This window comes from Burkholderia aenigmatica, assembly GCF_048627025.1.
Lineage (GTDB): Bacteria > Pseudomonadota > Gammaproteobacteria > Burkholderiales > Burkholderiaceae > Burkholderia > Burkholderia aenigmatica.
This window is the reverse complement of the sequence record NZ_CP184469.1, coordinates 875,016-891,432: the sequence shown is the minus strand read 5'-3', so window position 1 is coordinate 891,432 and position 16,417 is coordinate 875,016. Positions and strand designations below refer to the sequence as shown.

3 protein-coding genes are annotated in these 16,417 nt (G+C 63.9%); 2 read left to right on the top strand and 1 reads right to left on the bottom strand.

Translation table 11 applies throughout. The features are described 5' to 3' along the window. Window positions 1–466: 466 nt before the first annotated feature. Window positions 467–1,801, top strand: coding sequence for a substrate-binding domain-containing protein (locus ACN8ZM_RS21070; protein WP_420212265.1), 1,335 nt, complete (start codon window positions 467–469; stop codon window positions 1,799–1,801). A 163-nt stretch (window positions 1,802–1,964) separates the two neighbouring features. Further along, window positions 1,965–3,290 carry a substrate-binding domain-containing protein gene (locus ACN8ZM_RS21065; protein ID WP_420212264.1) on the top strand — a complete coding sequence of 442 codons (1,326 nt, stop codon included), beginning with the start codon at window positions 1,965–1,967 and terminating at the stop codon, window positions 3,288–3,290. A gap of 102 nt (window positions 3,291–3,392) precedes the next feature. Here ACN8ZM_RS21065 and ACN8ZM_RS21060 read toward each other — a convergent pair whose 3' ends face one another. Then, window positions 3,393–16,157 (bottom strand): filamentous haemagglutinin family protein, encoded by a 12,765-nt coding sequence (locus ACN8ZM_RS21060; RefSeq protein WP_420212652.1) that lies wholly within the window; start codon window positions 16,155–16,157, stop codon window positions 3,393–3,395. Window positions 16,158–16,417 lie beyond the last annotated feature (260 nt).

Below are 16,417 nucleotides of genomic sequence, written 5' to 3'. Positions count from 1 at the left end.
AAATCATTTAATTCACATCGATGGCATCAATTATTCAATCATTGACCACCCGGCAATTAAGAATCAATACCCAACAATTAACCAAATTAAATCAATTTCGGGAATATATAAATCGGATAGCCGATGCGCCGCCGGAAGAAATCTTCCGTAGCATCCGCCACGAAACTGACTTGATGTTGCGATAGCGCTGCCTTGCCCGCCAACACGCCCGCGGCACGACATGCCGCCACCGTTCGTCATCGTCTTCCCAACATCCGGGACTCACGCGTCCCGCGAAGCAGTCCCGATTGGCCGCCCGCCAATCCGGATACTCCATTGGCAATATCGCCAAAAATGTTCCGTACCATTCGTTATTAAAAATTCACACGCCGCATACGGATTTCCTCCTACATTTATCCGGCGGTCGACACGGTATTCAAACCGCAGCAGCAGGCTTCCCGTTTATCTTCGTCCAAGGAAATTTCTCATGAAATCCAGCAAGCGCAAGATCTGTCAAGTCCTCGCTCTCGTCGTTTCGGGCATGGGTGCATCGGTCGCGATGGCCGCAGGCCCGCTGATTCAAGGTGGTGGCTCGTCGCTCGTCGCACCGACGATCGGCTCGGCCAGCAACCCCGCCAGCGAAATCGGCCTGTACACCACCAACAACGCCACGTTCACGTACTTCTCGGTCGGCTCGGGCGCCGGCCAGAACGCGTTCCTGAACAACCAGCCGACGTACTTCGGCGCGGGCGCCAACACCACCAGCGCGGTCTACTTCGCGAACAGCGATGCCGCGCTGACGGGCACGCAGGTCACGGCATACAACGCCAGCACGGTCGGTGCGAACAGCGGCCCGCTGATCCAGATCCCGTACATCGTGACGGCGATCACGGTGCCGGTCGTCAACGGTCCGGCCGTGACGAGCGCGAACACGCCGCAAACGACGCCGGGTCAAGCGCACAGCATCGCGCTGAACGACGACGACCTGTGCGGCATCTTCTCGGGCAAGCTGACGAACTGGAACCAGGTCACCAACCCGGAAGGCGGCCTTTACTCGGCGAACGCCCCGATCACGGTTGTCTATCGCTCGGACGGTAGCGGCACGACCGAACTGCTGACCCGCCACCTGGCAGCAGTCTGCACGACCAACAACACCGCGTCGGGCGTCAAGTTCATCGATTCGCTGACGTTCGCGAACACGTCGGCATTCCCGTCGGGCGTGCCGGCGAACTTCAAGGCAGCGTCGGGCAGCGGCGGCGTTCGCGGTTTGCTCACGACGCTGTCGTCGGCCAGTACGGCTGCCGTCGCGTACCTGAGCCCGGACTACACGAACACGTACATCGCATCGCAAAGCGCGGTCGTGACGTCGTCGGGCGCGCTGCAGCTTCCGCTCGCCAGCCTCTACAACACGGTGGCCCGCGCGTACTACGCGCCGACGTATGCGAATGCGACGACGGCAGTCAGCACGGCCTCCGCGCCGTCGACCCAGGCCGCCGCAGCGGATCCGACGCAGTGGGTGCCGGTTTCCGGTGCGGCTTACGCTTCCCTGGCCAATCCGTCGTCCGGCTATCCGGTTTCGGGTACGAGCCAGATCATCCTGAGCCAGTGCTACGCCGATCCGACGGTTGCCTCGAACGTTCAGAGCTTCCTGAACAACCACTACACGAACGCCAGCTACGCATCGGTCGTGCATGGCAACGGCTTCGACACCGTCCCGTCAGGCTTCAAGACCGCGATCCTCGCCGACTTCCTGAGCAACAGCAGCACGTACGGGCTGGATATCAACGATGCGTCGACCTGTGCCTTCGTCGCGGGCCGGTAATCCGGATCATCCCTGATTCAACGCGTCCTGTTGAAACCGCCTCGAGCATTCGAGGCGGTTTTTTTTGCACTGCCGACGTCACGTGCAGCGATGTACCGATAGATCCGTTGCGCGTCAGTCGATACATACACGTTGCGTCCGGCCACGTCTCCGAGAAATTCACATGAAATTCAGCAAACGCAAGATCTGCCACATCCTGGCACTTGTCATTTCTGGCGCAAGCACATCGCTCGCCATCGCGGCCGGCCCCGTCATTCAGGGTGGAGGATCGTCACTCGTCGCCCCCATGCTCGGCGCCCACTCGCCGGCTTCGGGTGAAATCGGCCTGTTCGGCACGTCCAGCGCGACGTTCACGTATTTCGCGGTCGGTTCGGGTGCCGGTCAGAACGCGTTCCTGAACAACCAGCCGACGTTCTTCGGTGCGGGTGTCTCGGGTACGGTCGCATTCGCGAACAGCGAGGCGGCACTCACAACGGCGCAAGTCACGGCGTACAACGCCAGCACGGTCGGTATGAACAGCGGCCCTCTGATCCAGATCCCGTACCTCGTTACTGCGATCACGGTGCCGGTCGTCAACGGTCCAGCCGTGACGAGCTCGGTCACGCCGCAAACGACGCCGGGTCAAGCGCACAGCATCGCGCTGAATGATGACGACCTATGCGGCATCTTCTCGGGCAAGCTGACGAACTGGAATCAGGTCACCAACCCGGAAGGCGGCCTTTACAGGGCGAACGCCCCGATCACGGTCGTCTATCGCTCGGACGGCAGCGGCACGACCGAACTGCTGACCCGCCATCTGGCTGCCGTTTGCACGAGCGCAAACACGAAAGCCGGTGTCACGTTCATCGATTCGCTGACGTTCGCGAATATGTGGACATTCCCAACAGGCGTGCCATCAAACTTCGTCGCGGCTGCGGGCGACCGTGGCGTTCGCAATTCACTCGCATCGCTAGGGTCAGCCGGCACGGCCGCCGTCGCGTACCTGAGCCCGGCCTATACGAACACGTTCCTCGCATCGCATAGCACGGTCGTGACATCGTCAGGCGCGCTGCAGCTTCCGGTCGCCAGCCTGTACAACTCGACGAATGCCACGTACTACGCGCCGACGTATGCGAACGCGACGATGGCATTCGGCTGGATTGCTCCTCCGTCGGGTGCAGTGGTCGCCGATCCGAACCAGTGGGCGCCGGTCTCCGGCACGGCTTACAAGCATTTGGCTAATCCCAACTCCGGCTATCCGGTTTCCGGCACGAGCCAGGTCATCCTGAGCCAGTGTTACGCCGATCCGACGGTGGCATCGAACGTTCAAAGCTTCCTGAATAACCACTACACAAACGCCAGCTACGCGTCAATCGTGCGCGGCAACGGCTTCGACACCGTACCGTCAAGCTTCCAGGCCGCGATCTCCGCAAACTTCCTCAGCAATTCAAGCGGGAACAACCTGGACATCAACAACGCATCGAGCTGCGTTCTTTACAACGGCCGCTAATCCGAAGCATCGCAGATTTGACGCTTCCGTTAAACCCGCCTCGAGCATTCGAGGCGGGGCAATCTCTACTCTTCCAGTCCCAACAATACTGGCACTGCCGTATCAGAAGCGGTTCAGCTTCCCAAGCTCGTCCTTGCTAAGCAGCGTCCGCTGAGTCGGCCCGGCCGCGCCGAACCCCAACAGCGACACCGAATTCGACGAGTCGTAACCAACCTGCTCCGACTTGCGCCGCTTCGACCCGCCATCCGGGCCGTTATCCCCGAAGCCCTCGACCTGCACGCTGATCGCCCAGCGTCGCGGGGCAACGCCCGATGCATTGTTCTTCGCGATGTCCTGCGCGACCTGGCTCGCCGCCGACGCCGCCGAACTCGCGGCCGTCAGCGCGCCCGTATTCACCGCCTGAACGAGCGGGATACCGGTCGCCTTGCCGGTCACCTGGATGTTGTCCGCGTTCACGACACGCAACGCGGCGACGTTGAGGTTGCCCGCACGAATACCCGCATCGCCGGCATCGACGGTACCGCGCGGCGCGATCAGGTTGACCGTGCCTTTCGGTGCACCGGGAATGCTCTGCAGCGTCGCGATCCCCGCCCCTGTCACCTGCCCGCGCGAATCGACCGTGCAGTAGTGGTTCGCATCGCAGACATACTGCGGCGCCGGCGTGTCGGCCGACGTCTTTGCGCCCTTGCCCGCGTTGATGTCACCGTTCGAACTCCAGATGGTCATGTCGCCGCCCTGCTCGGTGAATATCCGGCTCTGTGCGAGCAGCACGCTCTGATCCGTGAAGATGTCGACGTTACCCTTCTCGAGCGTCAGGATCCCCATCGTGCCGGGGCCCGCAACGACCTTCCCGTCACTGCCGACGATCTGCGGCGGCGCCGTCGTACTGCCGACGAGCGCCTGCCCGCCCGGCCCGAGGATCGTCACGTCGCCGCCTTGCTGCGTCTGAATCGTCGTGCTGCGGATATCGAGGTTGCCCGTGCTCGCGGGCTTGTTCGCCCCGTTTGAGCCACCACTCAGATTGTTCGCCGTATAGCCGAACGAAGCGGGGAACAGCGTGTTGATCGCCTGGTAGCCTCGCGAATACTGGCCGTTGTACCGGCTCGCCGGGTCGTTGAAGTCCGCACCGACCTGCGCCAGCACGTTGAACAACACCTTCTCCGCGAAGAATTGCTGTACGTACGACGGCAACGCCTGGAACTGCTTCCACGCGTCATCGGCCGTCAACCGGCCGACCTTCGCCAGCGCAGCGTCCTTGTCCACCTGCAATCCCGTATCGACGCCAAGCCCCGCGTCGTACTGCTCCATGAACGCGATCAATGCAGGCGTCGCACTCGGCACGCCGGCGACGGAGCTGCCCGGAGCGATATAGGTAGAAACGAATCCCGGCAGATCGACACCCGGCCCGACGCCGAACAGCACGTTGACGTTCGCGCTTTCGTGCGGCAAGTTCGGATTGTTCACGTTGCCGACTGCATCGATACCCGTGAACAGGTGCGCGATCCCGCCCGTGTTCGCCTTCCTGTTGTACAACTCGACCTGACTCGTCAGCGGGCCGATGTTGCGTCCCGCCTGCACATCGAACGAGCCCGGCCCTCCGAGCTCCAGTACCGGTACCGCGCCTGCGGCCGTCGAAATCGGTGTGTCGCAGATGTCCCGGCCGGCAACGATCCGCGTCACATCAGAACTGCGCAAATTCTGCCCCCAGAACGCCAGATTCATGATGTCCTGTCCAGCCTGCACGAGCGCCGGTTTGTCGATCGATAGCGTGACGAGATTCTGGTATAAACCGTCGCTCACGCCGAGCGCGTCGACGGTGCCATTGACGATGCTTCCGTTCAGACTGTAAAGACGCGCGGGCTGCATGTCGTCGCCATGAAGCGCATTCAGTGCATGTGCCGCGAGCGTCGTATTCATCAGCGACGGGACATTTGGCATCGGTTGCGGATTTGTCGGAGAAGGCATCTGCGATGGATCTGCGTCCGACAAACCAAACGTGCTGGGCATATCTGCGTTGGTTCGCAGGACTGATACATTGGAAAGGTACACGGATTGGTCTGCAACCAGATTCAACTGGCCGACGGCAGACGGATAAAGCACGCCCCCTGAATCGATATGGATCGCGCCGCCGAATGCTGTCAGATTGACACTCGCGGGAAGAACGCCATTTGCGCCTGTCAGTAGCCCGCCTAGCGCACCGAGCCGGACATCTCCGGTTGTGGACAGGACATTCACCGTGGAAGTCGGCGAGTAACCCTGACTGTCGGGATACTGTCCATAGTATTCCAGGAGGACGGCTTTAGTAGGTTGACCACCGGGCGGCGAAATCCGGCTTGCATAAGACGGATTCAATACTTCGCCGATTTCCACGCCTTGACGCGCCGTGACATCGAATATGCCATCCTGCGTTGCAAGCACGGTAGAAACGGCAATCGGACCCACCGCGGTTCGTGGAGAAAGCACGGCAATATCCGACCCGATGCGTCCGCCAGCCGATATCGTCCCCGTCCCCTTCGCGACGAAGTAGTCGCCGCTCAGAATATCGGCCCCCGCTCGTACCGTCAGATTTCCGCCGCCGGCCGTAACCGGTTTGCCGTTTCCGTTCAGATACCACGTGGTTGGCAATGACACGGCGAAGTCCGAGATATTGCCGCCTGCGCTGATCGATACGTTGCCGCCGACGCTCATTACGCCTTGGTCGAATGCGCCGAAATCGATCGACGATCTCGTCAACGGGGCGACAATTCCGCCGCTCCTCGCGGTTGCCTCCGGGGTGATCTGCATCCACTGCCACCAATACTGGCTGATGTCGTTTCCGGCACCGCCGGTTACAGCTCCTGTCGCATCGGTCACGTTCTGGATGCCGTTGATATCGCCCTGCACACGAATCGATATGTCGCCGGCAGAATCGGGATTCACGGTCGGGGTAACCAGAATATCTTGCAGACCCGCGCTACCACTCATGACCTTGGAGCTAAGGCCCAACGCGGGCGAGCCCTGTGCCGGCGCACCCGCCGTATAGACGACACCCGGCGCAGTCGTATCCGCCAACGCAAAATCGTTGCCCGCTGCAATGTCGATCGATCCCGTGCCAGTACGAATCGTCGTCGGCTGAAGCAACGTCAACCCCTTCGAGTCGACGTAGGCCGTGTGCTGGTTCAGCGTCACGCTACCGGATGCAGCGCTGCCGGCATCGAATGCCGCGCCAGGTTGCACGGCAAGCGGATTGGCACTCGTCAGGTCGGCGCCGCCCACTACGCGGTACGACGAGCTTTGTCCTCCAAGGAGTGCGGCGAAACTGATGGGCAACGGGTTGTTGGCGGTTGCAACATTTGCCGGCACGTTACCCGGCAAGTTTCCGATATTGGAAATCCCCGTATCGGCAATAGACAATGGTGCGGTCGGAGCAAATACAAAACTGAATGCGTTATTTGGATGCACCAACACACTACCCGACGACTTAGTGGTAGATACCCTGCCAAAGTACGATGTTCCGTACAATGAAATGTAGGCACTGTAATCCGTCGGATTAGATGACATGACAGGAGGCGTGGGCGTGCCAAACTGTTTAAACACCACCACCCCGTTTCTAACCAACCCCGTAACAGTAGCGACCGCGTATCCGGCCATCCACTGCGAATACGCTTCCGAATAACCCTGATACGACGCGTTTTCGGAAAGTACTGGCGCAGCGGTCGAGAGCGGAACACGGGGCATCACATGAAGCGCATAGTTCCCAAAAAATCCAGCGCCATTTACCCACAGATCGTAATATCCCCCCCACGCATTCGCATACCCCAGGTAATCCGAATAATAATCAGCCGTCTGCTTTACGAGCGGCGCACTCAGCGCCATATTTGGATCGTATAGCGAACTAGCCGGGTTGTTGCCGAATGAGGACAAGGAATGGGTCGAACCATCCGTCAATTGCACGGTAATCGACGCCGGATCGTAAAGCGATATCAGATTGTTGTACAACGCCAGCGCAGCGGCATACGTTCCCGTCGCGCCGGCATTCCCGGCCGCCCCCAGGATCGTCGCCACCTGGTTCTGGAAGAACCCGTCGGTAATGCTCGCTTCCGCATCGAAATTGTTGGTCGCCCGGAACGTCAGCATCGGCGCGACCGTCCCGATATAACGATACGAAGGATCGATCGTCCCGCTGTTGTTCGGCAGTCCCGCGCCGAGATTCCAGTTCGACAGGACCGAGATGTTGCCGCCGTTGATCGCCGTGCTCGGATTGTCGAATTCGACACCGGGTGCCACGCGGAAATTCGCGATGTTCGCCGTCGAGCCCTGCAGCGTCGGCCCATTCGCTCCGAGCCCGCTCTGAATGAATCCCATCAGCGTGCCGGGCGTCATCGAGAGTGTGCCGTCGCTCGCCTTGACGATCTGTCCGCCGTAGTAGTTCTGATGATCGGCGTTCGCAGTCGTCGGAACGAAGTATGCGCCGCTCGCTCCCGGGAAGCCAATCGACGCCACACCGTTGTACAGCGAAGCCAGGTCTGACTGGCTCCCCGTCAGCGTTACCTGTGCACCGGTCGCGTTGTTCGTCAGCGTGCCGCCACCGTCGCCGCTCGCATTCGGCGCAAACGTGAAGGTTGGCGGATTGGTGCCTTGTGCCGTGAACGTACCGGCCAGCAAATGCCCTTTGCTGTCGTACCAGCCTGCCGGATCGACGATGCCGTCGAAGTGCTGCGCGCCCGACGTCGCATCGGTCGTGCTCCACGTCGCGTACGCCTCGAGCGTCGTCGCACGGGAACCGACGATGCCCTTGCCGTCGTTGAACGCATTCGGCAGCTGAACATCAACGCTGCCATCCGCGAGCAACGGCGCGCGGAAATTCACCGTGCCGCCCGACAACCCGCCGGCCATCCCGCCCGATACGTCGATCAGCGCATTCGCACCGACACGGATCAGCCCCGAACGCGACGGATCGATGTTCTCGTAGCCATAGGTCGCGTTGTACGGGTTCGCCACTGTCGGATCGAACACCGCGCTCGTGCCGATGTTCACCTTGCCGCCGCGCTGCGTCGGGTCGGAACTGCGTGCGAGCAGCATGCCCTCCACATCGACGCCGCTGCGGCCGTACAGGTCGATCTGCCCGCCCGCCTTGCCCGACGCGTCGATCGTGCCCAGCACGTTCACGTTGCCGTTCGCCGTATCCGACGCATTGCCCGCGCCGCCGTCAGCCGTCAGCGACACCGAGCGCGCGGTCAACGCGTTACCGGCGGACAGCGTCAGGTTGCCCGACTTCGTATGAACCGCAATCGACTGGTTCACGCCGCTCGATGCGAGCGTCTGCGCCAACGAATCGAGATCGGCCGCCCCGGCCGTGTCGAGCGACAGCGAGCCGCCCGCATAGCCGTTCGTCGCGCCGCCCTTGATCGTGCCGTTGAGATTCACGACCTGCTTCGGCGCAGACAGTGTCAGGCTGCCCGCCCCGCCGCCGCCTTTCGCGCCAGAGAAATCAAGCGTTGCGCCCGACTGCACGTCGACCGTCCCTGCATCGGCGGTCAGGATGATCGAACCGGCCGGCGCGTACTGCGTCACGTCGAAGAACTGTTTCGACACGCCCGCGGCGCTGACCGTCGAACCGCTGCCGATCGTCAGGTTGCCGGTGGTCGCCTCGAGGCTCACGTTGCCGGCTGGTGCCGCGATCGTCGCGCCGTTGTCGGCCAGCGTGCTGCCCACGAATTTCCACGCGCCGCCGACCGGCGTTGTCGTCAGCGCCGTGCCCGCTGCGCCGTTCAGCGTCAGGACACCGGACGTCTTCACGGTCGACGCGGAACTCGTATCGGCCAGATACACCGGGGCATTCAGCGTCACCGGCAATGCACCGAAATCGAACGTCCCCGTGCCTTGCCCCACGATGCCGCCGCTCGCGGTCATGTTCACCGACGAGAACCCGCTCAGCGTCTTCGTGCCTGCGCCGAAGTCGATCTCCTTCCCGTTGACCGTCAGCGTGCCACTGCCTGTCGTACCCGCACTGGTGGGTGCGCCCGTCTCGTTCGTGAATGCGATCTGCTGCCCGTTCAACGTGACGTGGCCGCCGTCGCTCGTGAACGTGCCGGCGCTCAGGTCGACGCTCTTGCCGAACGTCGCGTTCACATCGCCGACGAAACCCATTGCACCATAGCTGCGCAGCGAAACGAGATCCGCGTTGGCAAGCTGCGCGAGCCCGGCCGGATCGATCACGAAGCCCGGCAGGTTCGCGGCGGCCGCACCGCTCGCATTCGTGAACGTGATCGCCGAGCCGTCCGCGGTAATCGCTTTGCCCGACAGCACCGCGCTCGGATCGACCTTCAGGTTGCCCGACGAATCGAGCATCAGCGCCTGGCCGCCCGACAGCGTCGCGCCTGCTCCGACCGCCAGCAGCCCCGTGCCGGTGCCGCCGGTGCGCGTAAGCGACGCCATCGCGCCGTTCGATACGCGCAGCAGCGCGCCGTCGCCTGCGATCGTGATCGGCTGGTCCTTCGCGGCCGGGTAGTCGCCGGCGGCCACGATCGACGCCCCCGCGTCGACACGCAAGCCATTCGCCGCGCTCGAATCCATTCCGCTCGCGTCGGTCTTCGTCACGAGCAGGATCTCGGGGCCCTTCAACGACGAGCCGGCATCGTTCGACACCACCACGCTGTTCGCGATCGGCGTGATCGTCACGCCCTTCGTCGTCGCGGCGCGCGTGCCGCCGATCAGCAGGCTGCCGGCGTTCAGCGAATCGAGCGCATCGCCGCCGATCTGCAGATAGCCAGGCAGCGCCGCGCTGCCGTTGCCGGTGATCTGGATGTCCTGAGACGCGACGTCGACCTCGGCCGGCGCGCCGCCCACACCTGCCGCCGCGTTCAGCGTCGCACCGAGCGTGAGCGCCTTCGTTGCAGCCAGCACGAGCTGGCCGCCGTCCACCGGCAGCGGCGGCGTCACGTTGCCCTGCTTCACGGCCTGCGTCGTGAAGAAGTCGTTCGCCCCCTTCAGCATGTATTGCGAGTACTGCTGCCACGTCGCACCCGACTGCACGTTGAAGAGCGTCGGCGTCGCGCTGCGACCGCCCGTCACCGCATCGGCAAAATACCCGGCCGCCACGACGGTGCCGTCCGGTAGCACCTGCGACGCGCCTGGCACGACGTTGCCGGTCGTCGCCGATACCGTCACGCGATAGGCGCCCGGCAGCGTCGCGTACTTGCCGGGCAGCAGCGTGTAATAGCCAGGTGCGAGGCCCGGCACGCCGGACAGGTACACGGCCTTGCCGATCGCGTCGTTCATCCCGGCCTGGCCGACACCCAGCGTCACGGTCTTGGTCGTCGGCGTCCCGTTGCTGGCGACATCAGGCTGCAGGATCTGTGCGAACAGCGGATCGTAGGCGGCCACCGGCGCTTGCGTGCCCGGCACGATCGCGTAGACATTCCCGGCGCCCGCGTTGACCGGCACGGCCGTTGCACCCTTGCCGTTCGCATAGCTCACGTTGTATTGCGACAGCACGTCGCGCGTGCCGCCCGTGCCCGGCACCCATTCGGCGGCCTGCAGGTCACCGCCGCCGGACAGGTCGATCGTCGCGCCCTTGTCGAGTGCGACGCTAGTGCCGTTCACGCCGATGTACTTGGCCGGCGGCGCACTCAGGTCAGGCGCCGTCGTGCCCGCGAGCGGGTTGAACTGCCATTCGACGCCATCGACCGTCGTGCCGTAAGGAATGATCGATCTGCCGTTCGAAACCGACGTCACGCTGCCGTTCGCGAACGTCACCGAATCGGTCGCGACCAGCGGCAGGTTGCCGAACTGCTTCTGCGTCGCGCTGTTCGTCGGGTCGCCGACGCCGAATACGAGCGAGCCGGACGGCGCGCGCACGGCACCGCCCTGCACGATGTTCGTCGCGTCGACGAGCAGCGTGCCGCCCGCCGACAGCGGCGTGCCGGACGCACCAGTCGTGCCGAACGTAACGGTGGTCGGCGCGGGTTTGCCGGTGGTCGAATCGACCGGGCCGACCGCATCGACGATGAACGTGCTGCCGGTCGCCGGATAAACGTCCGCCGCGTTGAACGTCACGTTGCCCGGCGTGTACAGTACGCCGGGAACCAGCCCGGCGGGGCCGCTCTGCGCCACGCTGGTCGAACCGAGTCGGATATCGCCACTGCTTGCGAGGGTCGCCTGACCGATATTGTTGAGCTGGATCTGATTGCGCAGGTCGAGGAACGACGCGTTCACGTTCAGCGTCGCGTCGGAAAGCGTCGCAACCGGTGCAAACGCGGGAGACGACGAAGTCTGTACCGGGCCGGCCAGCGCGACATAAGGCGCGGCAATGGTCACCGTCGTGCCGAGCGGATGAGCCGGCGGTTGGGCGAGCAGGTTCACGAGCACCGAATCGCCGCCTGCCGGCAGGGCCGGTGTCGACAGCAGGGTCGAGAGCTGGTCCATCCCGATTGCCGCGATTCGTCCGGTATTCAGCGTCACCGATTCAGGCAACGTCAGGTTGACGTCACCGGCAAACACAACCGGCGGCACCGGAATCCGAAACGCGGACGGCGTGCTGTCGCCCAGCACCAGGTTCGCGATACCCGAATCGTTCAGGCCGTCGGCCGCGAACTGGATCACGCCCGTCGGCTGACCGATCGGCTGACCGGTGGTCGGATCGATCGCGGTCGAGAAATCCTGGCCGGCGGCAAGCCCAGCGGGAACGAGCGTCCCGCTTTGCCGCACGACGAGCGCCGTCGCGCCAGCCGAGGTGTTGTTCTGGTGCGGCAGGATCGTCAGCGTGCCGCCGCGCGCCTGTGAGGCACCACCGTAGCCGGCCAGCGTCCCGTCCGCAAACAGTCCATAGGCGGCCGACAACGTGATCGACCCGGCATCGCTCCATACCGGCTGGGCTGCATACGTACCGTTCGCCTGCAACCGGTCGAAGCTCGCCGATGCGCCCGATACGTCGATCTTCGAACCGGCTTGCGCGACTACGTAACCCGAATCGCTCGACAGCGCCACCGAACCGCCCGGCAGAACCTTCCCCGCCTTCGGCAAGACCGTCGTTCCTCCCATCTTCACAGGCGCCGCAAGCGGATTGGCGAGGGCGACGCCAGAAACATCGAGTGTCGCATCGGAGCCGAGCCAGACGGACCGGCTGTTGCTCGGCGTGAAGACATTGAATTGCCCCTGCTGAACGTTCTGGGTTCCGGTATCGGCACTCAGCAAGATCGACCCGCCCGGCGCGACCACCGAACCGAGCACCGTGACCTGCGTGGGCGATGCGAGAACAACGCTCGCACCGGCATCGGCGTTGATCGATGCGCCGGACGACAGCGTGACCGCGCCAGCCACACCCGGATACGACGGCGGCGGGCTGTCTGGCGTGCCTTGCCACACCACGTAATTCCCCCCCGTCAACACGAGGTTCGTCGGCTGCCGGTGATACGTGTCGAGTTGACCGATTGTCGTCAGGCCGCCGGCCGACAGATTCGTGCCCGAGTTTGTCCGCTGGAGCGCCAGTGCATCCGGAATGCGGTTCAACTGAGTCAGTGCGACTTCCGCGCCGGGTGCGATGGTCGAATCGTAGTACGCGTTCAGCACGTACTTGCCGAAGCCCTGTTGCGCGAAGAAGTTCTCGGGCAGATATACGTCCCATGGCGACGCTGCCGTCCGGTCACCACCGATCCGGAAGCCGAGCGCCTCCAGCGTCAACGTGCCTCCTCCCGAAAAGCCTTCGCTCAGGATCGTGCCGCCCATCGCGATCGTGCCCGCGGTCGGTTGCGTCGAGGGCAGGGGCGAACCGCTGTCGCGCGTATGACCGAACTGCTGCGTCGCCTGCGATGCGGCGTAGGTCTGCAATGCAACGTTGCCCCCGCGCCCGGCCGGCACGCCGTTCTGCATCAGCAGCTGGCCGTTCGCGAGCATTTCGCCGCCGCTCGATACGTCGAGCACACTTCCCGGTCGCAACAGAATCGACCCCGTCGTATCCACGTTGCTGCCGTTCACGACGACCGATCCCTGCTGCGTCGCCGACAGCGAAATGCTGCCGCCGTTGATGAACTGGCTGTTGCCGGGAGTCGTGCCCGGGGCAGCCAGCACATCGTTGTTCACCCACTGTCCGGCCGCACTGAGCACACCCTGCGGCCCGACAACCACATTGCCGCCGCTCGTGATCGAAATCGATCCGGACGGCGCGGACAGCCGTCCCGCGACATTCACGGCCGCGCCAACCGCCGTGCTGCTGAGCGAAATTGATCCACCCGGCTGCAGGTTCAATTGCGTGCCCTGTGCGACCACGATGCCCTTGCCGGCGTCCTTGTCCTCGGTCACGTTCAGGTTCGCGAAACCGCCGTTGTTCAGCTTCGCAACGGGCACGACCTGCGTCGTCAGCAGGTTGTTCGGATCATTGACGGCCATCGACTGGGACGCGGTCTTGTCGATCGGCGTATCGATCGAGAAGCCCGGCATCAGCACGCCGAGTTGCGGTGCATTGTCCTGCAGGATCGCGGTGCCCGAGATACCGTTGATCGTGACCGTCGTGTTGGCCACGGTGTTCCACGTCATCCCTGCCAGCGCGCCGCCGGCCAGCTTCGGATCGGCACCGAGGTTGAACGTGCCGCCGGACGGCAGGCTGTTGCCCTGCATCTGCTTCGCGCCGCCGAACGACTGCGCGCTGATGTCGCCGTCGAGCACCAGCGCCTGCGACGCGAACAGGTCGAGCGTGCCCGCATTGCCGCCGACGATGTAGTCGGACTGGTAGGTGCCGCTCGTCAGTAGCGGGTTGTACCAGGATTTCGTCACGCCCCAGCGCGGATGGCTTTCGATGAACTGCCCGGCGATGCCGACATAGTTGTCGTAAGGGCTCGCCTGCCCGATCGGCACGATCGCGCCGTTGGCATCGACGAGCCGCGTCGTGTTGACCATCCCGCCGTTGTAATGCACATACCCGCCGTTCAGGTTCATCGACGAACCTGCCGCGGTCATCACCTCGTTGCCGGACAGCGTGATCGTACCGCCATTGGTCAGCAACTGGTCGACGGTACGCGGAATCAGGTTCACGTAACCCGACAGGTTCAGGATCGGGCTGCCGACCCACTGAACGCCGTCGCTGCGCGTGCCCGTCAGCGTGCTGTCGACGACGACGCCTTTCAGTCCGAACAGGAAGCTGTTGCGCAGCAGTGGTGAATCAGCGAGTTCGTTCTGGCCAATGCGGTCGACCGTCACGAGCGTCTGCGCGATCGGCACCTGCACGTCCGCCAGCCCCGATACGTCGATCGTCGCGCCGTCGTCCAGATAGATCCGGCCGGGCACCGCCGTCTGGCCCGGCACCTTGTTCACCACGATCGACGGCGCATAGGCCGTCACCGATACGTTCGAGCCCGGTGCCTCGATCAGCGAGCCGCCCTGGAACCAGACGGAACCGGCCGTCATCGTGATGCCGCCCGGCGTGAAGGTCGTACCCGGCGTGGACGTCGCGGTCTGGCCGTTGTTGTCGGGCAGTACCGTCGTGACCGAACCGGGTCCGAAGCTCAGCAGGCCGGCACGGTTTGTATTGTCGGCTCCGCTCAGGACCTGATTCGGATACGGCGTACCCAGCGGAGTGTTCGACGCATACTCGTCCGCCGTCGAGAGCGTGATCGTGCCTGGCGTATTCACGCTCGTCGTCACGCCCACTACACCGTTCTGCGCGACGCGGCTGCCGAGCAGATTCACGTTGCCACGCGCAGCTTGCACGATGCCCGTGTTCGTCAGTGTGCCGGCCGGCGTTATATCGATCGACTTCCCCGTGGCCGGATCGACCGTCACGATCTGCCCGCTCAGCGCCGGCAGCAGGACTTGCGGATTGCCCGACGCTCCGGCTCCGTTGGGCCGCAGACTCACCCCCACCCCTGCCGCGAGCACGACCTGCCCCGACGTCGCCGAGATACTGCCCGCATTCGTGACATTCGGCGCGGCAACGAGCACGAAACCGCCATCGCTCGCCGTACCATTGGTATGCGTCGTGATCGACGCGCCTTGCTCGACGGTCACGTCACCCGGCGCCTGGTACGTGCCGATCAACGTCACCTGATTACCCAGCCCCAGTACCTCGTTCAGCGTGCCCCCCGACCCGGCCACCCCGCTCGAACTCCCCGACTCCGGATAAGCCAGCCCGCCCGTCGTCCCCGCAGGCAAGCTCAAAAACTGCTGATTGCTCGCCACAATGCCCGCAGGCGTCGGCACGAGCTGGTTTTTCATATCGAGCAGGTTCAGCGATGAAGCCACGAGCGAATGCACGTTGACCTGCGACCCTGCACCAAACAACACCCCATTCCGGTTGATCACATACACCGCGCCCTGCGCGGTGATGTTCCCGAGAATCTGGCTCGGCTTGCCGCTCGGATCGTTGATCCGGTTCAGCACGGCCCAGTTGTTCGCGCCGTTCGTCTGCGTGCCGGCCGACTGGTCGAAGTTCAGCGTCGTCTGCCGGCCGACGTTCATCGTCTCCCAGGTCAGCACCGCGTTCTGCCCGGTCTGCTTGACGTCGACGTTCACGTGTCCGCTGCCGTCGACGTTCTGCGTCGGCGCATTCGCGTTGAACCACAGCACCGGATTGTTCGTATCGCTCGACGCACCGGCCGCCACCTGCAGCCCGCCCGGCGTCAGCCCGTTCGGCACGGTCGAAGGCAGCTTCGCCGCCGCAGCAGCAGCATTCTGCTGCGCGGCAATCTGCGCGGCGATCGCGTGCGCGGCATACCCGAGGTTGCGGATCGACGGCTGACTCGCCTGCAGCGCCTGCTGTGCCGACACGCCCAGATTCGGCATGCCCGGCGCGCCACCGGCGCCGCCCGCGCCGCCGCCCGATGCACGCGCGGCCGCCGCGCCGAGGTTCATGATGCCGGCCGCGTGCACGTGCGCGGACGCGCCCGCCAGCAGCATCAAGGCCACGGCCCGGACCAGCGGCCGCAGTTCCGATTTCAGGACCGGGCGCGAGCCCGTCGCGTCAGGTTGTCGTGCCGTGCGTGCGCGTGCTGCCATTCTTCACCCCGAATCCTATGAAATTGCGCTTGACGACGGTCGCGCCGAAAGCGGCACCGATCCGATTTCGCGCTGGGTCGTTGCAACCGGGTTCGAACCCGGCCACTGGAATCCCAAGAACATACGAAGGCCCGATGGCAGCGGCGTGGCGGGTGTTACGG